The following is an 18009-nucleotide window of genomic DNA, read 5'->3' as shown; positions in this document are numbered from 1 at the left end:
ATGGAGACGATTCAGCCGGTCACGATAGAGCGCGACGACACGCGCATTGAAGGCGCGACGCTGGGCGGCGCGTTGCACGGCCCCGTGCGTATCGAGTCGGAAGGACGTCCCGTGGCGACGATGCGTTATGCGAATGGTGTACTACGCGGCCCGGCCACCTACTTCTATCCTGAGGGTGCGCCATCCGCGCAGGTTGAATATGTGAACGGCAAGCTCGACGGCAAAGCGCTTTTCTACTTCCCCGACGGCAAGATCCAGCGCGAAGCGCACTATGCGCACGGCGTGCTGCACGGCGTCTCGCGCACCTGGCTGGCCGACGGCACGCTGCTCGAAGAAGTGCATTACCGCAACGGCAAGCTGCATGGCGTATTGCAACGCTTCCATCCGAATGGCTGTCTGGCGCTGCGGCAACCGTTCAACGCGGGAAAGCCACTCGAAGCCGCGAAACGCTATACCGACGACAACCGCCCGATTGCCGCTGACGGCAAGCCGCTGCCACGCTGGAAGCAATGGTGGCAATCGCTCGCCAATCCATCTTCGGCCTGACCTCGTCGCACGAATGCATAAGGAGGCACACGATGACCAGTCCGCAAGTCTGCGCCGGCGCCACACTGCAATGCTCCTTTGGCGGTGCGCCTGGCACACTGAACGTTATGCCCGTCAATCGCGTGCTCGTGAGCGGGGTGCCCGCCGCGACAATTGCCGATTCGATTCCGATTGCCAATATCACGCCATTCGCCTTGTGCCAAAGCCCGGCGAACCCCACTGTGATCGCCGCGACGGCTGCGAAGCTGGGTGTTTTCACGCCCATGCCCTGCGTTCCGGCTACGCCGTCGCCATGGATTCCAGGCGGTGCGCCAACCGTGACGCTGGGCGCCATGCCGGCGCTGGATGCACAGGCAACGCTCGTTTGCATGTGGGGCGGCGTGATCAAGGTGGTTCAGCCGGGGCAGGTGACAACGCTGGTTCCTTAGGTATTAGCCAACGTCACCGCACTCATGGAAATGCTCGTCGAATATCGTAAAGCTGCGAATGTTTAATTACATAAACCCGCACGGCTTCAGCGAAATCCAACGCATGTTTTTCATAAAGCGTTTCACTGGAAAATTGTTTCCACAACCAGTAGCAATCGGCGAATTCGTTGACCTATACTCGTGTGACTCTGCAAGGCGACCCCACTTTCCGAACACCAACAAAAACGGAGCGTGAAATGCGAGGAGCGATTCGAAACACGGGTATTGCACTACTGACTTTCCTTTTGTCGAGTGCCAGTGTTGTCGTGCAGGCTGGCTCAACGTGCAGCGGGTTGAGCTGCTTCTTTCGCGGCCAGCTGGTCGAGCAGAGAACGAGCCTGCGCCTGAGCGCGGCCGACTTCACGAAGCTGCTGGGAACGAACGCTACCGGTCAACAATTGCTACAGGTCGCAGGCACGCCGCGCTGCGACATCGAAATCAAGTACTTCCGCTACCTCACGATAGGTGGCGCGGGCGAACCCACGATGTCCAGCGCCGCACTGATGATTCCCGGCGGCGGCGCTTCGTGCAGCGGTCCGCGGCCGCTCATGCTGTACGCACACGGAACAACGACCTACCGCAACTACAACATTGCCGACATTACGCAAACGGACCCGGGCAATGGTGACGGCGCGGGCGAAGGGATTGCCGTGGCGGCGATCTACGCGGCGCAAGGTTATATCGTCGTGGCGAGCAACTATGCCGGCTACTCGGGCTCGCCGTTGCCATATCACCCCTACCTGAATGGCGACCAGCAATCCGCCGACGTGATCGACTCCTTGCGTGCGGCGCGCCTGGCCATGGCCCTTCCCGACCCGGCGAACAAGACGCGTGAGAACGGCAAGCTCTTCGTCACCGGTTACTCGCAGGGCGGCTACGTGGCGCTCGCCACACACCGCGCGCTGCAGGCGGCCGGCATCAACGTCACGGCTTCCGCGCCCGGCTCGGGTCCGTATGCGCTGGGCGCCATGGCGGACGCGCTGGTCCAGGGCGAGGTCGACCTCGGCTCGACAATCTTTTCGGTGCTCGTGACGACGAGCTACCAGCACGCTTACGGCAATATCTATCGCACGCCAGGCGACTTTTTCGAGCCCGCGTATGCCCCCGGCATAGAGAACCTGCTGCCGAGCGTCACGTCACTGGACACGTTGTTCGCCAAAGGCAAACTGCCCGCAACGCAGCTTTTCAGCAGTACGCCCCCTGCGTCACAGTTCGCTTCGTTGACGCCGCCCCTTTCGCCGCCTCTCGCGCCTGCGCAACTGGTGCCGCTGTTCGCGTTGGGATTCGGCACCGCGAATCTCGTGCGCAATACGTATCGTCTGAGCATGCTCGAAGACCAGATCGCCAACCCCGATGGCGCGTATCCCTCGGCGACCACCGCGATGGCCCCCGCTGCCAGTCCGGTTCAGCCACTGCGTCAGGCGTTCAAGCGCAACGATCTGCGTAACTGGGTGCCGCGCTCGCCCGTGCTGCTATGCGGCGGCCACCTCGACCCGACCGTGTTCTTCTTCAACGCGGCGATCGAGCAGGCCTACTGGAAAAACGCCAACGTTGCGCCGGGCCTGACGAGCGTGCTGGACGTCGATTCGACGCCGGGAGCGAACGATCCGTTTGCCGCGGTGAAGGCAGGCTTTGCGCAGGCCGAAGCGGCAGTCGCCACACAGGCGATGCAGGCTGGCGCGACCGATCACGGCATGTCGGCCGTCCTCCAGGCCTACCACGCCGACATCGTCGCGCCTTTCTGCATGGTCGCGGCGCGCGGCTTCTTCAGCAACTTCTGATCGGAGGCCTCGTTCGAGCCCGCAAGTCGGCATGGCGGTCCTGGGTGCCTGCGGGCCCAGACCGCCCCTTTCTGCGTCGGCTGCAGAGGCGAAGTTCGCACCCGACCAAAAATCCGCTTGACCCGACTACCGTAGTCACCTTCACCATCGACATTCTGTTCAACGAACATGGTGTCGATGCACATGGAAACGACCTGCAATCTCACCGACGACGCTTTCCTCGAAGCGTTCCTCGCCTGCCGGTTGCCACCCGCAGCGTTCAATCATCGCAATCACTTGCGCGTAACGTGGATTCACCTTCAGCGTTACCCGCTGGAAGAGGCGATTGAGCGGACTTGTGCCGGTATTGCGCAATACGCCGCTCATCTCGGTGTACCAGATCGATACCACCGTACAATGACCGAAGCGCTGATCCGCCTCATGGCGCATGCGGGCGCTTCGAATCCACTGCACTCGTTCGAAGCATTTCTCGCCCAGGCGCCTGCCTTTACCGACGATTGCCGCGTGCTTCTCGCCGAGCATTACTCGCCCGAACTTCTGGCCCGGTCCGAAGCGCGCTGTGGCTTTTTCCCACCCGACAAACTTCCCTTGCCGTCATGACACGTCTCCTCACTCTCGGACGGCTGGCACGCCAGGCAGGACTCTCGCGCTCCTCGCTCCTGCACTACGAAGCGCTCGGTTTGCTGATGCCAAGTTCGTGCAGCACAGCGGGCTACCGGCTATACGACGAGAAGCAGCAAGAACGCCTGCGCGCAATCTGCGCCTATCGGGCCGCGGGGCTGCCATTAGCCGCAATACGCGACGTGCTCGCGAGCGAGGGCAACGCCGCCGCGCGGATCCTCGAAACGCATTTACTGGGTTTGACGGCGGAAATCGCCCGTCTCAAAGAGCGTCAGAAGGCCGTTGCAACGTTGCTCGCGCAACCATCTTTTCGCCGCCGTGGAAAGCAGCGTGGCAAGGACGCATGGGTCGCGATGCTCAGGGGTGCGGGCTTCGACGAAGCCGAGATGGACCGGTGGCATGCCGGGTTCGAAGCCGAGAACCCCGACTCGCACGCGGCGTTTCTGGTTTCGCTTGGGCTGACACGCGATGAGGTGACGGCAATCCGCCGACGCGCGAGGCTCGCAGGCAACCTGCCCACCGGACATGCTGCCTCGTGAAGGTCGCTGAGCGTCAAAGAGTAATGTGCGCCACCGCACGTTCATAAACTACTGCGCTGCACGCCGTGACGCTTGCCCGCCTAATCTGCAGCAAGCGGCTTCCCGCGCCAACCAACGCCTGCCAGGAGGTTTTGATCGTATGGACAAAACAAGCGGCATTGTCCGCGCGTTCATCGAGGAAGTCCTGAATCAAGGACAACTCGACGCCGCGGACCGGTTCTTCTGGGAGGACATGGTCGAGCAGGTGCCGTTTCCCGGTCAGGGCCCCGGGATCGAGGGCCTCAAGGATGTGGTGCGCGGCATGCAGGCCGCGTTCCCCGACATGCATTGGCGCGTCGAGGAACAACTTACCGAGGGCGAGCGCGTGCTGACCCGCTTCGAATGGACGGGCACGCACAGGGGAACGTTCCTCGGCGTGGACGCTACGGGGCGCTCCGTCAAGGTATGGGGCATGGTCATCGACCGCTTTCAGGAAGAAAGGATCAAGGAAACCCGCCTCATCATGGACACGTTCGGCTTGATGATCCAGCTAGGCGCGGTTCGCCCACCGGGCCAATGAAGGCGCTCGCTACAGGGAGAGCTTGCACGCCTCATGCAGCACGTTGAGCCTGCGCACCGGGTCCGCCACATAAGGATTGCTCTCGTCCCACGCGTATCCGGCCAGCACTGAGCTAATCATCCGACGGATCAAGGGCGTCTGGCGCGGGTAGTAAATGATGTCCTGCAGCTCGCCCGAGTACCAGCGCTCGACGAACGCGCGGAACGTGTCGATACCCTTGCGCAACGGCACGTCGTATTCGGCCTGCCAGTCCACGCTCGCGCCGCCGAGCGCGCGCTCGAGGACCTTCACGGCCAGATGCGCCGAGCGCAGCGCAATGGTGACGCCCGAAGAAAACACCGGGTCGAGAAACTCGCCCGCGTTGCCCAGCAGCGCGTAGCCTGGGCCATGCAACCGTTCGACGTTGGCCGAGTACCCGCCGATCTGGTTCACGGGCATGAGAAACGGCGCGTCGCCGATCAGACGGTTCAGTGTCGGCTCCTCGCGAATGAGCGCGCGCAGCCGCGCCTCGCGTTGCGCTTGGGGCACGTCGAGGAAAGCGGCGTCGGCGACACAGCCCACCGACGAGCGGCCGCCCGCGAGCGGGATCATCCAGAACCACACGTCGCGATGTTCGGGGTGCGTCGCCACGCAAATCTTGTTGCGATCGAAGGCGTCGAGCGCCAGACCGTCGCGCACATGGCTGAAGATCGCGGCGCGCGTCGGCAGACCGGTAGGCGCCTCCAGATTCAGGAGGCGCGGCAGCACGCGGCCAAAGCCGCTCGCGTCGAGCACGAAACGCGCGTGCACCTCATAGCGCGCCTGGTTTTCGTCGGCCACCTCCAGCACTGGCGCGTCGCCCGTGCGCATGCCGGTCACCGTGTGGCCGAAGCGCACTTCGGCGCCCTGCTGCGCGGCGCAGCCGATCAACAGTTCGTCGAACTTCGCGCGCTCGACCTGGTACGTCGTGCCCCAGCCCGCCGTGTGCTTGTCGCGGAAGTCGTACGACGATACCTTGTCGCGCCACACGAAATGCGCACCGTTCTTGTACTGAAAGCCGGCCTCGACCACCGCTTGCAGCATGCCGGCCTCTTCGAGGTACGCCATGCTTTGCGGCAGGAGACTCTCGCCAATCGAAAAGCGCGGGAAATGCTGGCGCTCCAGCACCAGCACCGAACGCCCGGCCTTGCGCAACAAGGCCGCTGCCACGGCGCCCGAAGGGCCCGCGCCGATGATTGCCACGTCGACGGCTTCGCGTCGCGCGGATGGGGTCGTAACTGCTTCTCCGAGGCTCTGTGCCATATTTCTATCCCTTCTGTGCGTCTTGTTACGTCCTGTTACGCCTTGTATGTTCAATGCAAGCGGACAGTCCTGCGTCAGACCGTAATTCTGACACTCCTCGCGTCACCCCTGCATTTACGGTGCCGATTCGCGTCCATTGCCGCATTCGCTTCGGTCGATAAAATACATCGGTATCCGAATTAATAGATGGCGAGCCGAACCATACTAATCGGAATCCTGATTAGTTTTGATGAATACCAGGAAGCATCAGGCGGGAAAATAAAAAAGCCCGTCACCTTTCGGTGACGGGCTTCTTGTTTGTGCGACGCGAGCGCGCCGGTCAGTCCGTGCCGTATTTCGGCGAGTGCGGACCGTAGAGCAGGCCCGCGGGCGGACCCGCGTGCAACAGACGATAGCTCGTGATGCCGGCGATATCGTGGCTCTTGTCGGTCAGCGAATTCGTGATCTGCTTGACTGCCGCCATGACAAGCATACCGATCAGTCCACCGCCACTGCTGTTGTTGCCTTCGTTGCTGTTGGCGCTTGCGGCGCCTTGCCAAAGCACGTCGCCGGTTTTCAGATCGACGAGCTTTGCCGTCGCGGTCACCACCGTCGCGCTGTCGAGCACACGATACTGCGTGCCGAACTGCGTGATCTTCGAGTACACCACCGCATCGGCGCCGAAGATCTCGCGCAACTTCTGCGGCGACGTCTGCTGGATGTCACCGGCCGTCGTGAGTCCATTCTGCTTGAACGTTTCCTCCATGACCGCGACAGGAATCACGTAGTAGCCCGCCTCGGCGAGCGGCATGGTCATCTGGGAGAGCATGCTGTTCGAAGCATTCACATCGGTCGTCGCGTTGTCGGGCGGCAGCACGAGGATCGAGCGCGGACGCGCGTTCTTGAACGCCGTGTAATCCGCGTGCTTGACGGGCTGCGCACAGGCGGCCAGCAATGCGAGTGCGGACAGGGCCAGCCAGAGCTTGAGAGTTGAAAATCTGGACATATCGGTACGCTCGCTTATTGTTGTTTCGGTTTCTTCATGATGAAGTCCATGTAGGTCGACGATTCCGGGAAGAGGTGCTTCTCAGCGTCGAATTCCTGCATCGCTTGCGTGTCGTTGCCGACGTTCGCGTAGAGCATGCCCAGTTGCGCATGGAACCCGGGCGGCGGCATGTTGCCCTTCGCGCGGATCTCTTGCAGCGACTTCTCAAGCGCATCGATCTGCTGTTGCGGCGCCTTCTCCCCCTTCAGGTAGTCGTAGACCTCAGGCTGATAGCCGCTCCACTGGTAGAGCGGCGGCGTGGTGTTCGCGCAGCCTGCGAGCAGCAGCGTTGCCGCCGTGATGGGCAGGCAGAGTCCCCGAAGCGTGCCGATATATTTCATGAAAACCCCGTACGAGTAGTTGTTTTGATCTAGCGTCAAGCGTAGACGGTGTGGACGGTCAATGTGCGGTCCGCAACGCACCTGCATCGACCTGGTCGGCCAAATGGTTCACCGCTTCCTGGATCGCGAGCTCGAGCACCTTGCCATTGAGCGTCGAGTCGTAGCTCGCGGTGCCGCCAAAACCAACGATCTCGCGGTTCGAGAGGCTGTACTCGCCCGCGCCCTGCGCCGATGCGACGACTTCCGAAGTCGTGGTGTCGACAACGTTGATGCTCACCTTCGCGTACGCGATCTGATTCTTGCCGCTGCCGAGAATGCCGAACAGTTGGTGATCGCCGACTTCCTTGCGGCCGAACTCGGTCACATCGCCGGTGATGACATAGTTGGCGCCCTTGATCGCCTGAGCCTTCTTGGTGAAGCCCGCTTCCTGGCGGATCTCGTCGAGGTTGTCGCGATCGAGCACGCTGAAGCGGCCGCTTTGCTGCATCGACGTGATCAGGATGGTCTTTGCCTGGCCGCCGAGCCGGTCGATGCCGTCGGAGAAGATGCCGCGCATGTAGCTCGAGCGATTGTCGAACTTGCCGACTGCGATCTGCACCGGCTTGCCGACGGCAGGGCGCTGCGCGCTGGCGACAGGCGGCACTGGCAGCGAACGCGACGACTCGGTCGCGCAACCGCTGAGGGCCGCGATGGCGGCGGCGGCGAGGACCGCACCCCATGTTTTGGACGACTTCATGAATTCTCCTTGTTGTCAGGACAGAAACGGCTGAACAAGGGAGAGGGGCGAGATGTGCGGCCAGACGGCGGCGGTGTGCACGCGCAGCCTATAGGGCTTCCCCGCAAGCGTCGTTGCGGCGGATATGGAGGGCGCAGTGCGTCGCTGCGCGCGCAGTCATTCCATCGGTCTTGCATGTTTCTCGCCTCCCGCACGCGAGCGCATGCGTGGAAGCTCCCCGGTTCTTATTGGTGTAGCGTGTGATCTTTTGTTTGTAGTTAAGAACTACACACGCGTGTATCGGCCGGGTTCGAGGAAACTTTAGGAAAGTTGAGATTTAATGCGAGATGGATTTTTTTTTGCGCGATTTCAGAGGCGCATTGACGCATGCACGAATTGAAATTTCAAAGCAGTATGGAGATCGCGAAAGCGCTTTCGCAGCGCTCATTTCGATGCGAATAGCAAGTGGGGAAATACTTTGAGACGATTTGTTACGCATTGAGAGATCCATTTAAATCAATAATTTACACTCTCAGCACGTGCGCGCATTGCACCAGCAAACCCGCTCGGGGCGCGGCGTCAGCAAGCCGATGGCTGTGTGAGACATGGGCTACGATAGCCCCTTGCCCACAGCCTCCAATAACTCGAGCCCTGGTCCCCCAAGTCGCCCTAATGCTTTCCATTTCCACCATCGGACTGATGGTCTCGGGCTGCGCAATTGTGCTGCTCATGCCGGGGCCGACCAACACCCTGCTCGCCGCTGCCGGCCTGAGGCAGGGTCTGCGGCGCTCCGCGCATTTGACGGCCGCAGAACTGGCCGGCTACCTGGTGTCGATTACCCTCTGGGGGCTTTGCTTCACCCATGCGTCGCAATCGCTGAGCTGGCTGCCGAAGGTTCTGCGCGTGGCCAGCAGCCTTTATCTCGCGTGGCTCGCCTTGCGCCTTTGGTTCACGGCAAACTCGATCGAAACGTCGGCAAAGGGCGCGGTCACCACGCGCACGCTGTTCAGCGCCACGGTGCTCAATCCCAAGGCTATTTTGTTCGCCGGCTCGATATTTCCGCCCGCGGCATTCACGAGCGTCATTACGTGGCTCCAGGCCATGACGATCTTCGCAGTCTTGCTGATCCCCATTGGCCTCACGTGGATCGCCATCGGCGCCGCGCCGCGCAACGGCCGCGCGCCGTTCATTCGTCCCGCGTTCTTCCAGCGTTGCGCGTCTGTGGTCGTGGGCGCGTTTTCCGTGTCGCTCATGTGGGCGCTCGCGCACTGACGCTATCGCGCCATTCGCAGCCTCAAGCCATCTGTGGCGGAACAAGTTCGGCAACGCTGAGCCAGCGGCTGCCTGCCGTTCCCGCGAGTCGCTGTAGCGCCTCGGCTTCATGCGCGGCGCACTCCACCGGAAACGACTTCGCAGCGTAGGCGGCGAGCCAGAGCGTGCGTATCACGCCATCCGTGAACGCCACGTAGGGCACGGCGGCACCCGGCGGGCAGCTCACTTCCGCAAGCGGCACGGGGTCCGCCTCGCCGAAACTGAAACCCTCTGCAGCGAGTTCGAAACGCGGGTCCGCTCGCCATGTTTGCGGGTTTCCCCTCGCCAGCGCCGCGTGCTCGCTGCCGGGCGCGCCCCGCCATAGCGTGAAGAAGCGCGCGCAATCCACTTCGACCACGGCCCGCTCCTCGTTGCCGTAATTCGAGCGGCTCACCGACATATACACGTCCACAACCGCTGTACGCACGCGAAAAAGCGCGGCACGCTGCCCGTGCCACGCCCTCGCCTGCAGACCCAGGTAACTCTCCATCTCCGCTCCAGATTCGCCTCGACCCCATGCTTGCCGGAGAAAAAAGCGCGGGATAGCAGGAATGCGACAGCAATCAGGGCAAAAGTGCCCTCCTTCGTGCTGGTGCCGCGCTGGTGCCGGGTTGTCACGGGTTTGGCGTATTCATTCTCGCGATACAGCGCGTGGATTCTATGTGCCACGCGCCGATTGGTGGCTTACTTGCGCCATCAAGCCAGCGCCCCGGCACGAACCGCAAGTTGCCCCGGGCGCACCACGACACGAGGAGAACGCGCATGCCCACCGAAGACCCGCAGCACCGCTACGTGCTCACGCTGTCCTGCCCCGCCGCCGCCGGGCAGGTTGCCGCGGTCGCCGGCTTTCTCGACGCGCACCGCGGCTATATCGACGAACTCACCGTGTTCGACGACGACATCAGCACACGCTTTTTCCTGCGCTGCGTTTTTCACGAGGTCGTGCAGGCGGGCGCGGGCGAGCGCTTCGATCTCGCGGGCCTGCGGGACGAATTCGCGAGCGTCGCGCGCAAGCACGAGATGACCTGGGCCATTCACGACCTGCGGGTGCGCCCCAAAGTGCTCATCATGGTCTCCAAACTCGAGCACTGCCTGGCCGACCTGCTGTTTCGCTGGCGCATGGGCGAGCTGCAAATGGACATTGCGGGCATTGCCTCGAATCACCGCGATTTCGAGCCGCTCGCAAAGCAGCACGACCTGCCGTTCCACTATCTCCCCGTCACGCCGGAAACGCGGCGCGAACAGGAAACCGCGATCCTCGACCTGTTCGACTCGACCGGTTCGGAACTGCTGATTCTCGCGCGCTACATGCAGATTCTTTCCGACGAAACGAGCCAGAAGCTCTCCGGCCGCGCCATCAACATCCACCATTCTTTCCTGCCCGGCTTCAAGGGCGCGCGCCCCTATCATCAGGCGCACGTGCGCGGGGTCAAGCTGATCGGCGCGACGGCGCACTTCGTCACCGACGATCTCGACGAAGGCCCGATCATCGAGCAGGAAGTGCAGCGGGTCGACCACTCGCTCAACCCCGAGCGTCTACTGGCCGTCGGGCGCGACGTCGAATGCGTGACGCTCGCGCGAGCCGTGCGGGTATTTCTCGAGCGCCGGGTCTTCATCAACGACGGACGCACAGTCGTGCTCTGAGCGTCCGGGCGCTCACGCCGCCGCGTTGCCGTGGCGGCGCTGCGCCTGCGCCACCAGCGCCGCGAACGCGCTCTCGCTCAACTTGCTGGCCACCCGCTCTGCATAGTCGTGATGCCGCCGCGCGAGCGCCGCGCCCACGCAACGCGCCTGCAGATAGCGCAGCAATCCGATACGCCCGTGCCCGCGCGCCATGCTCTGCTCCAGCAGGGCGAGCGCGGCGTCGGCATCGCCGAGACAGGCGCGTTTATTGAGTTCGACGGTATCGGTGCGCGGCATGTCAACAGGCCTCGTGGATGGATTCGGCATGGGGCGTCGGGCCCACTAGCGAGTTGACCAAAGCGGCGGCGGCGCCGCTAGAACGAACGCGCCAGAGCCTCGGAATCGCGCCGCCATACGGCTCCGATTCCCTCGCGAAAACCCGCCGATTTCGCTTTTGCGAAGATCGACGGCGGAAAACGACAAGCGCCTCGGGGCCATATCGGGGAAGCTGGCTGAAACCGCATCGCCGCTCTCCTGTGCCCCCATGTCCGACACACTCGCCACCGCCGTTTCCTTCGACGCCGCTCCCAAGGAGCGCATTCGTTTCGGCATCGTGCTGCTGCCCAACTTCACGCTGACCGCGTTCTCAGGTTTCGTCGACATGCTGCGTCTGTCCGCAGACGAAGGCGACTACAGCAAGCCGGTGCGCTGCTCGTGGCGCGTGATCGGCGAAACGCTCGCACCTGTGCGGGCGAGCTGCGGCATTCAGGTCGCGCCGTGGGAAACCTTTGCCGACGCCGAGCCAGTCGACTATCTCGTGGTCGTGGGCGGACTGCTTCACTCCGGCCCGCACGCGAGCGAGGCCACGCTGCAGTACATCCGCCGCGCGGCCAGCGGCGAGACGACGGTGGTCGGCATCTGCACGGGCGTTTTCGCGCTCATGCGCGCGGGCGTACTCGACGGCCATCGCATTTGCGTGAGCTGGTTCCACTATTGGGACTTCATCGAGCGCTTCCCCAACGTCAATGCCGACGCGATCGTCGCCGACCGCCTCTTCGCAATCGACCGGCGCCGCATTACGTGCTCGGGCGGACGTGCGTCGATCGACGTCGCCGCGGCCATCTTGCTGCGTCACTTCGATCACGCGACCGTGCAGAAAGCACTGCGCATTCTGCTGGTCGGCGAAATGCAAAAGGGCAACGCGCCCCAACCTCACCCGCCTGGACTCGAACCCGCTACGCACCCGAAGGTCAAGCGCGCCGTGCTGTTGATGGAGCAGCAGGTTGGCCGCAACGTGCCGCTGGAGGAACTGGCCTGCAAGCTGAATCTCTCGCCGCGGCAGCTCGAGCGCCTCTTCAAGGCGGAAACGGGCAAGAGCCCGCGCGCGTTCGCCAATGTCCTCCGGTTGCGCACTGCTGCGTGGCTGCTCACGAGTTCGGATCGCACCGTTGCCGATATCGCTTCGAGTTGCGGGTTTTCCGATGCTTCGCATCTTGGGCGCGAGTTTCGCAAACAGTTTGGCGTGCCGCCTGTCATGTTTCGCGCGCAACGCAGTGGGCAGGATGCTGCGCAGTTGGCGGATCTTGATGCGCTGTTGCGCAATGACGCTGCGCTTGCTGGGTCGGAGGTTGAGGGAGGCGCTGTTTGCGGTTCGCTGCATTGATGCGTCGTGTCGCCTTGCTGCTGTCGCGCTTCCTTGAATTCGCGTCGGTGTGCAAGGAAACGCGAAAGCGCAATCAAGCCTCTACTCCACCCCGCGCCTCTCATGACTTGGCGCATGCCCAAACTGCACACGATACGCCTTGCTGAAATGGCACGGTGAATTGAACCCGCAAATCGCCGTCACGCGCGAAATAGAGGTATCGGTCGTACGCAACAGTTCACGCGCGCGCTTCAAGCGCAACGTGAGGTAGTAATGCGTCGGCGATACGTTCAAATACGCCTTGAACATCCGCTGCAAATGCCGTTGCGAAAGGCGCACGAGCCGCGCCAGTTCCTCCAGCGAGAGCGGCTCCTTGATATTCGCCTCCATCAGCCGCACGACTTCCACCAACTCCGCACGCGAGAAGCCCACACGCGCATCCACGGGTATAGGCTGCAGGTCGGTCGAGCCGCGAATCCGTTCGAGAATGAACTGTTCGGACACCTTGGCAGCAAGACCTTGCCCAAGGCGCGCGCCCACGAGTTCGAGCATCAAATCGAGCGGCGCGGTGCCGCCCGTGCAGGTCAGGCGATTTCGATCGACGACGAACAGTTCGTCGGCAAAGCGCACGTGCGGAAACTCTTCGTGCAGGACCGTGAGATCCTCCCAATGCACGGCGCAGCGGTAACCGTCCAGCAGGCCGCTTGCCATCAGCGCGTAAGCGCCGGTGCAAATGCCGCCAAGCGGAACGCCCTGCTGCGCCACCATGGCAAGCGTGGCGCGCACGTCTTCACTCATGATCTCGCGAATGCGAATGCCGCCGCACACGATCAGCACGTCCGGCAGGCATGCCGGGTCGAGCGCCTGCGCGGGGCGCACCGTGATGCCGTTGCTTGCGCGGGCCGGTGCGCCGTCCAGCGAGTAGATCGACCAGCGGTAATGGTCCGCGCGTCCCACGTAGTTCGCCATGCGCAGAACCTCGACCGCGCTCGAAAACGCGATCATCGAAAAATTCTGCAACGTCAGGAAACCGAAATGTCTCAGAGACGATGCCGTGCGCGTTTCGGGCTCGATCACGGCGATGTCGGTCGTCACATTGCGCTCCTCGGGAACGGCGGTTGAGAGTGCTAGTCCGCTTGTTACGCCTCTACGACGGCGGGACGCACCCGCATCAGATGCTTGAGCCCCGAGAACAACGGTGCTTTCACCGCGCCCGGCGCACGGCCAAAGCTTTCGGTAATGCGGTCGAGAATGATGGCGAGCAGCACGACGGAGAGTCCGCTTTCGAATCCAAGGCCGATATCCAGCCGCTGAATGCTCGCAAGCACGTCGTTGCCGAGACCGCCCGCGCCGACCATCGAAGCGATGATGACCATGGAAAGCGCCATCATGATGGTCTGGTTCACGCCCTGCATGATGGACGGCAATGCGTTCGGAAACTGAACCTTGTACAGCAACTGCCAGGGCGTGCAGCCGAACGCCTGCCCTGCTTCGACAATCTCGCGGTTCACGTGCTTGATGCCGAGGCTCGTGAGGCGAACCGCAGGCGGCATGGCGAAGATCACGGTCGAAAGAATGCCAGGCACGCGGCCGAGGCCGAAGAGCATCGCGGCGGGAATCAGATAGACGAAAGCCGGCATGGTCTGCATCAGGTCGAGTATGGGCCGCACGATGGTATGCACGACTTTGCTCTTTGCCGTCCAGATGCCAAGCGGTATGCCGATCACGAGGCTGATGACCGTCGAGGAAAGCGTGAGGCCGAGCGTGACGACGGTCTGATCCCAGAAACCTGTCGCGTAGATCAGCAATAACGAACAGGTGGCGAAGATCGCGAATCGCCAGCCCACGCGCCACAAGCCGATTGCGATAAAGAACGCCATCAGCGCCCACATGGGGATGGCCTGCAAGCCGTGCTCGACGAGCGCGGCGAAGCTCTCGATCGCCTTGCCGACGGCGTCGAAACCGTTGGCGTCGTGGTCGAGCAAATAGTGAACCGACTGATCGACCCACTGGCCGACGGGAATGATCTCAGACATGGGCACCTCGATTACGCGTAATGACCTTCAGAACGGCGGCCTGATCGATGGAGCCGCAATAGCGGCCTTCGTCGTCGACCACGGGCAGCGCCGTCGTATTCGCGCACACGCGCGTGACGACTTGCTCCAGCGGCGTGCCCAGCGTGATGCATTCGACCTTCTTCAGCGACGGCTGCGCGGCGCCGATCGCGTCGCGCGTGACGAAACCGCTGATGCGCCGTTGTGCATCCAGAACGAACGCGTATTCGGCGCTGCCGTTCAGCGACGAGGCCACGCTCTTCGCGTCGAGCGAGCGGATGAGCGGCACGGCTTCGCGCTGCATGAGGTCGCCTGCGGTGAGATAGCGGCTCGTGTCCACACCGTCGAAGAACGCGCGCACATAGTCATCGGCAGGATTACTGATGATTTCCTGCGGCGTGCCAATCTGCACGATGCGCCCGCCTTCCATGATGGCGATTCGGCTGCCGATGCGCAGCGCCTCTTCGAGGTCGTGCGAGACGAACATGATCGTGCGGCGCTGCTCCTTTTGCAGTTGCAGCAGCACGTTCTGCATTTCCTTGCGCTTGAGCGGGTCGAGCGCGGAGAACGCTTCGTCCATGATCATGAGCGAGGGGTTCACCGCGAGCGCGCGGGCGAGACCCACGCGCTGCTGCATGCCGCCCGAAAGCTCGGCCGGCAGCTTCTGCGCGAACGCGGCAAGGCCGACCTGCTCCAGCACGGTCAGTGCGCGCCGCTCGCGCTCCTTGCGGCCCACGCCCGCCACTTCCAGGCCGAACGCGGCGTTCGCGAGGACGCTGCGCTGCGGCATGAGCGCGAACGACTGGAACACCATGCTCATGTCGGTTCGGCGCAGCGCAACCAGCTCCGAGCGCCGCACGGCCGCGATATCGCGCCCGTCGATGACGACCTTGCCGGCGGTGGGTTCCACGAGCCGGTTGATGAGCCGGATCAGCGTGGATTTGCCCGAGCCGGAAAGACCCATCAGCACGAAAATCTCGCCCTCGTGCACCTCGAATGAGGCATTGTTCACGCCGAGTACGTAGCCGGTCTTCGCGAACAGCTCGTCTTTCGTCGCGCCCTTCGCGAGCAGCTCACGTGCAAGCTTCGGGTTGGGCCCGAACACCTTGCATAATCCATCGACCACGATCTTGGGGGATTTCATCGACTCCGTCTCCTCGAACGGCAGGCACCGGCCCGCACGGTGTATCTACATGGTTGCCAGAAAAAACCCTGCCGGGATGGCGAATTGCGACAGACGCTTACGCAAAAGCGACACGGCGCCGCTTCAGGATAATGACTTGCTGCGTGTGCACAATCGCACCGCGCATGGCCCGTAATGGGCTGATCCGGCGGGGCCACAGCGGGCCCCAATGCCGTTTTATTGCCTGCGATTACTGCGTGCCGGCCCAGGCGTTCACGCGCTCGCCGTGTGCGGCGATCCACGTGTCGGCGGCGGCGTCGGGCTTCTCGCCGTTCTGGATCGCGAGCATCACGCTGTCGATCTCACCCGGCTTCCACTGGAAGTTCTTCAGGAACGCCACCACCTGCGGCGCCTTCTTTTCCAGCTCGGGGTTGGCCACGTTGTCCACGTGCTCGGCCGCGCCGTACACGTTCTTCGGGTCGTCCAGGAAGCGCAGCTTGTACTTCGCGAACATCCAGTGCGGCGTCCAGCCCGTGACGATTACGGGCTTCTTCGATCCCACGTCGCGCGCCAGTTCGGCCGTCATCGCACTGCCTGAACTCGGCATCACGCTGTAGTTCAGGTCATATTGCTTGACGGCCTCGTCGGTCTTGCGCATCACGCCCGCGCCCGCGTCGATGCCGACGATGCGCCCGCCGAATGCCGACTTGTCCGCGTTGAGATCCGCGATGCTCTTCGCGCTCACGTAGTCAGGCACCACGAGGCCGATTTTCGCGCCGTTGAAGTTCGTGCCGAGATCGACCACCTTGTCCTTGAATTGCGCCCAGTACGCGCCCTGCGTCACAGGCAGCCAGGCCGAAAGCGTCGCGTCGAGATCGCCGCGCGCCACGCCCTGCCACATGATGCCGGCAGCCACGGGCACGAGCTGCACCGGATAGCCATAGCGTTTCTCGATGATGCGCGCGGCCACGTTTGACGTTGCGACGCTGTCGTCCCAGCCTTCGACATAACCGATCTTCAAGGTCGGCTTGCCGTCGGCAAACGCCGGGGCGCTCAAGCTCACCATCGCCGATAACACACCGGTCCAAAAAAGTTTTCCAGACAGCTTCATGGTCGATCTCCTGTGATATGGGCAAGCGCCCCGTGCATATGCAGATTCGCCCGCCACAATCTGCCGCTAACGTCGATTTACGACGTGTTCTTGTCGTTGCGCGACGCGCGCGCTATTTGTCGACGACGAGGTCGGACAGCGGCTTCGAGCAGCACAGCAGCGCCATGCCTTGATCGATTTCACGCTGGCGAATGCCGCCGCTATGCTTCATCTCCACCTGACCGGAAACGAGCTTGACCTTGCAGGTTCCGCACATGCCCTGGCTGCACGACGAAGCGAGGCGCACGCCCGCCTGACGCGCTGCATCGAGCACGGTCTGTTGTGCACCGCATTGAATCTCGCGGCGGCTCTTCGCAAACGTAATCGTGTAACTGGACGTATCGACAGACGATTCCGATTCCGCCGGAGGCTGTTCCACCGGCGCTTCGGTATCCGCCGTAAGCGTTTCGAATGAAAAACTCTCTTCGTGATAGCGTTCGCGCGCAAAGCCCGCCTCGTCGAGCAGATCGCGCACGGCTTTCATGTAGGGCGCTGGCCCACACGTGAAGATCTCGCGCTCCATGAAATCCGGAGCGATGAGCTTCAATAGCGGCAGCGAGAGAAAGCCCGTCACGCCCGACCAATCGGTACGCGCGCCCACCCTTTCACAGACGAACGAGGTGCGGAAATTCGCGCGGCTCGATGCGATCAGTTCCAGCTCGCGCGCGAAGATGATGTCGTCGGGCGTGCGGGCGCTGTGCACGAAAACGATGTCGCGGTCCTCGGCGAGATCGTGATGCGCACGGCTCATCGACATGAGCGGCGTGACGCCCGAACCTGCGGAAAGAAACAGATACTTCGGCGCGGGGTGACGCGCGCAGGTGAATTCGCCGGCCGGCCCGAGCACGCGCACTGAAACGCCCGGGCGCAGATTGTCGTGCAACCAGTTCGACACCTTGCCGCCCGGCACGCGCTTGACCGTAATGGAAATGGTATGAGGCCGCGCGGGCGACGAGGAGATCGTATAGCACCGGTTGATGGCTTCACCGTCGATCTCGAGTTCGAGCGTGAGGAACTGCCCCGGCTCGAACGAGAACGTGCGGCCCTGCGGCGAGCGCAGGAAAAAGCTCTTCACGTCGTGCGTTTCCTGCCATACGTGGCAGCACACGAGGGTCTCCTCGACCTCGCTCGTCCACCGCTCGGGCAGCGCGCCCCAGAACGCCGGGCGCGTCACCCGGCTGTCGCTGGGATCGAGTGGATTGAATTGGGCCGCGTCTCGCATCATGTCAAAC

The 18009-nt window shown here is 62.8% G+C and carries 19 protein-coding genes and 1 pseudogene; 8 read left to right on the top strand and 12 right to left on the bottom strand.

What is annotated here, in order from left to right; all coding sequences use genetic code 11:
- The 3 genes from VSR72_RS14825 to VSR72_RS14815 all read left to right on the top strand — a co-directional run bounded on the left by VSR72_RS14825 (position 1) and on the right by VSR72_RS14815 (position 2794).
- Complete coding sequence (locus tag VSR72_RS14825; RefSeq protein ID WP_342953086.1) at positions 1–546, top strand: toxin-antitoxin system YwqK family antitoxin; 546 nt, start codon at positions 1–3, stop codon at positions 544–546.
- A 32-nt stretch (positions 547–578) separates the two neighbouring features.
- Complete coding sequence (locus tag VSR72_RS14820; RefSeq protein WP_342953085.1) at positions 579–974, top strand: DUF4280 domain-containing protein; 396 nt, start codon at positions 579–581, stop codon at positions 972–974.
- 236 nt (positions 975–1210) lie between these two features.
- The gene (locus VSR72_RS14815) at positions 1211–2794 is read left to right on the top strand and encodes an alpha/beta hydrolase (RefSeq protein WP_342953084.1); all 1584 of its coding nucleotides are present in this window, start codon (positions 1211–1213) and stop codon (positions 2792–2794) included.
- A 159-nt stretch (positions 2795–2953) separates the two neighbouring features.
- On the opposite strand, the gene VSR72_RS14810 is transcribed toward VSR72_RS14815, so the two are convergent.
- Positions 2954–3316: a hypothetical protein gene (locus VSR72_RS14810; RefSeq protein ID WP_342953083.1), complete on the bottom strand. Its 363-nt coding sequence runs from the start codon at positions 3314–3316 to the stop codon at positions 2954–2956.
- Between the two features lie 74 nt (positions 3317–3390).
- Here VSR72_RS14810 and VSR72_RS14805 point away from each other — a divergent pair, with 74 nt between their 5' ends.
- Both VSR72_RS14805 and VSR72_RS14800 read left to right on the top strand, forming a co-directional pair.
- Entirely contained in the window at positions 3391–3954 is a 564-nt protein-coding gene (locus tag VSR72_RS14805; RefSeq protein WP_342953082.1) for a MerR family transcriptional regulator, read from the top strand.
- Between the two features lie 139 nt (positions 3955–4093).
- On the top strand, positions 4094–4513 hold the full coding sequence (locus VSR72_RS14800) for an ester cyclase (RefSeq protein WP_342953081.1): 420 nt from the start codon (positions 4094–4096) through the stop codon (positions 4511–4513).
- A 9-nt stretch (positions 4514–4522) separates the two neighbouring features.
- Here the strand turns inward: VSR72_RS14800 and VSR72_RS14795 are convergent, their stop codons facing one another.
- The 4 genes from VSR72_RS14795 to VSR72_RS14780 form a co-directional block, all read right to left on the bottom strand.
- Positions 4523–5794, bottom strand: coding sequence for an NAD(P)/FAD-dependent oxidoreductase (locus tag VSR72_RS14795; protein ID WP_342953080.1), 1272 nt, complete (start codon positions 5792–5794; stop codon positions 4523–4525).
- 319 nt (positions 5795–6113) lie between these two features.
- Entirely contained in the window at positions 6114–6779 is a 666-nt protein-coding gene (locus tag VSR72_RS14790) for a DUF799 domain-containing protein (protein WP_342953079.1), read from the bottom strand.
- Between the two features lie 14 nt (positions 6780–6793).
- A complete protein-coding gene (locus VSR72_RS14785) occupies positions 6794–7159 on the bottom strand; it encodes a DUF4810 domain-containing protein (RefSeq protein ID WP_342953078.1) in 366 nt (121 codons plus the stop codon).
- A gap of 58 nt (positions 7160–7217) precedes the next feature.
- Entirely contained in the window at positions 7218–7895 is a 678-nt protein-coding gene (locus VSR72_RS14780; RefSeq protein WP_342953077.1) for a CsgG/HfaB family protein, read from the bottom strand.
- Between the two features lie 651 nt (positions 7896–8546).
- On the opposite strand from VSR72_RS14780, the gene VSR72_RS14775 reads away from it, so the two are divergent.
- Positions 8547–9146, top strand: a complete 600-nt coding sequence (locus tag VSR72_RS14775) for a LysE family transporter (protein WP_342953076.1) — start codon at positions 8547–8549, stop codon at positions 9144–9146.
- Positions 9147–9168: 22 nt separating this feature from the next.
- On the opposite strand, the gene VSR72_RS14770 is transcribed toward VSR72_RS14775, so the two are convergent.
- Positions 9169–9675 carry a hypothetical protein gene (locus VSR72_RS14770; RefSeq protein WP_342953075.1) on the bottom strand — a complete coding sequence of 169 codons (507 nt, stop codon included), beginning with the start codon at positions 9673–9675 and terminating at the stop codon, positions 9169–9171.
- Positions 9676–9947: 272 nt separating this feature from the next.
- Between VSR72_RS14770 and purU the strand changes: the two genes are divergently transcribed.
- Positions 9948–10829, top strand: a complete 882-nt coding sequence (purU, locus tag VSR72_RS14765; protein ID WP_342953074.1) for a formyltetrahydrofolate deformylase — start codon at positions 9948–9950, stop codon at positions 10827–10829.
- Positions 10830–10841: 12 nt separating this feature from the next.
- Here the strand turns inward: purU and VSR72_RS14760 are convergent, their stop codons facing one another.
- Complete coding sequence (locus tag VSR72_RS14760) at positions 10842–11105, bottom strand: hypothetical protein (RefSeq protein WP_342953073.1); 264 nt, start codon at positions 11103–11105, stop codon at positions 10842–10844.
- A gap of 247 nt (positions 11106–11352) precedes the next feature.
- Here VSR72_RS14760 and VSR72_RS14755 point away from each other — a divergent pair, with 247 nt between their 5' ends.
- Positions 11353–12471: a GlxA family transcriptional regulator gene (locus VSR72_RS14755; protein ID WP_342953072.1), complete on the top strand. Its 1119-nt coding sequence runs from the start codon at positions 11353–11355 to the stop codon at positions 12469–12471.
- An 81-nt stretch (positions 12472–12552) separates the two neighbouring features.
- Here VSR72_RS14755 and VSR72_RS14750 read toward each other — a convergent pair whose 3' ends face one another.
- The 5 genes and pseudogenes from VSR72_RS14750 to VSR72_RS14730 all read right to left on the bottom strand — a co-directional run bounded on the left by VSR72_RS14750 (position 12553) and on the right by VSR72_RS14730 (position 18002).
- A complete protein-coding gene (locus tag VSR72_RS14750; RefSeq protein ID WP_342953071.1) occupies positions 12553–13545 on the bottom strand; it encodes a GlxA family transcriptional regulator in 993 nt (330 codons plus the stop codon).
- Positions 13546–13589: 44 nt separating this feature from the next.
- Positions 13590–14486 (bottom strand): choline ABC transporter permease subunit, encoded by an 897-nt coding sequence (choW, locus tag VSR72_RS14745; RefSeq protein ID WP_342953070.1) that lies wholly within the window; start codon positions 14484–14486, stop codon positions 13590–13592.
- Positions 14479–15761, bottom strand: a pseudogene (locus VSR72_RS14740) (glycine betaine/L-proline ABC transporter ATP-binding protein); the annotation flags it as partial. The pseudogene VSR72_RS14740 and the gene choW, both read right to left, overlap by 8 nt.
- A 116-nt stretch (positions 15762–15877) precedes the next feature.
- A complete protein-coding gene (locus VSR72_RS14735; RefSeq protein WP_342953069.1) occupies positions 15878–16738 on the bottom strand; it encodes a glycine betaine ABC transporter substrate-binding protein in 861 nt (286 codons plus the stop codon).
- A gap of 112 nt (positions 16739–16850) precedes the next feature.
- Positions 16851–18002 (bottom strand): hybrid-cluster NAD(P)-dependent oxidoreductase, encoded by a 1152-nt coding sequence (locus tag VSR72_RS14730; RefSeq protein WP_342953068.1) that lies wholly within the window; start codon positions 18000–18002, stop codon positions 16851–16853.
- Positions 18003–18009 lie beyond the last annotated feature (7 nt).

This window comes from Paraburkholderia sp. JHI869 (assembly GCF_038900775.1).
In the GTDB taxonomy this organism is placed as follows: domain Bacteria; phylum Pseudomonadota; class Gammaproteobacteria; order Burkholderiales; family Burkholderiaceae; genus Paraburkholderia.
This window is presented reverse-complemented; position numbering and strand designations above follow the sequence as displayed.

Excerpts from the sequence above, each read along its gene's own strand:
- VSR72_RS14825 (WP_342953086.1), top strand. The coding sequence starts at position 1 with ATGGAGACGATTCAGCCGGTCACGATAGAGCGCGACGACACGCGCATT.
- VSR72_RS14820 (WP_342953085.1), top strand. The coding sequence starts at position 579 with ATGACCAGTCCGCAAGTCTGCGCCGGCGCCACACTGCAATGCTCCTTT.
- VSR72_RS14815 (WP_342953084.1), top strand. The coding sequence starts at position 1,211 with ATGCGAGGAGCGATTCGAAACACGGGTATTGCACTACTGACTTTCCTT.
- VSR72_RS14810 (WP_342953083.1), bottom strand. The coding sequence starts at position 3,316 with ATGCTCGGCGAGAAGCACGCGGCAATCGTCGGTAAAGGCAGGCGCCTG.
- VSR72_RS14805 (WP_342953082.1), top strand. The coding sequence starts at position 3,391 with ATGACACGTCTCCTCACTCTCGGACGGCTGGCACGCCAGGCAGGACTC.
- VSR72_RS14800 (WP_342953081.1), top strand. The coding sequence starts at position 4,094 with ATGGACAAAACAAGCGGCATTGTCCGCGCGTTCATCGAGGAAGTCCTG.
- VSR72_RS14795 (WP_342953080.1), bottom strand. The coding sequence starts at position 5,794 with ATGGCACAGAGCCTCGGAGAAGCAGTTACGACCCCATCCGCGCGACGC.
- VSR72_RS14790 (WP_342953079.1), bottom strand. The coding sequence starts at position 6,779 with ATGTCCAGATTTTCAACTCTCAAGCTCTGGCTGGCCCTGTCCGCACTC.
- VSR72_RS14785 (WP_342953078.1), bottom strand. The coding sequence starts at position 7,159 with ATGAAATATATCGGCACGCTTCGGGGACTCTGCCTGCCCATCACGGCG.
- VSR72_RS14780 (WP_342953077.1), bottom strand. The coding sequence starts at position 7,895 with ATGAAGTCGTCCAAAACATGGGGTGCGGTCCTCGCCGCCGCCGCCATC.
- VSR72_RS14775 (WP_342953076.1), top strand. The coding sequence starts at position 8,547 with ATGCTTTCCATTTCCACCATCGGACTGATGGTCTCGGGCTGCGCAATT.
- VSR72_RS14770 (WP_342953075.1), bottom strand. The coding sequence starts at position 9,675 with ATGGAGAGTTACCTGGGTCTGCAGGCGAGGGCGTGGCACGGGCAGCGT.
- purU (WP_342953074.1), top strand. The coding sequence starts at position 9,948 with ATGCCCACCGAAGACCCGCAGCACCGCTACGTGCTCACGCTGTCCTGC.
- VSR72_RS14760 (WP_342953073.1), bottom strand. The coding sequence starts at position 11,105 with ATGCCGCGCACCGATACCGTCGAACTCAATAAACGCGCCTGTCTCGGC.
- VSR72_RS14755 (WP_342953072.1), top strand. The coding sequence starts at position 11,353 with ATGTCCGACACACTCGCCACCGCCGTTTCCTTCGACGCCGCTCCCAAG.
- choW (WP_342953070.1), bottom strand. The coding sequence starts at position 14,486 with ATGTCTGAGATCATTCCCGTCGGCCAGTGGGTCGATCAGTCGGTTCAC.
- VSR72_RS14735 (WP_342953069.1), bottom strand. The coding sequence starts at position 16,738 with ATGAAGCTGTCTGGAAAACTTTTTTGGACCGGTGTGTTATCGGCGATG.
- VSR72_RS14730 (WP_342953068.1), bottom strand. The coding sequence starts at position 18,002 with ATGATGCGAGACGCGGCCCAATTCAATCCACTCGATCCCAGCGACAGC.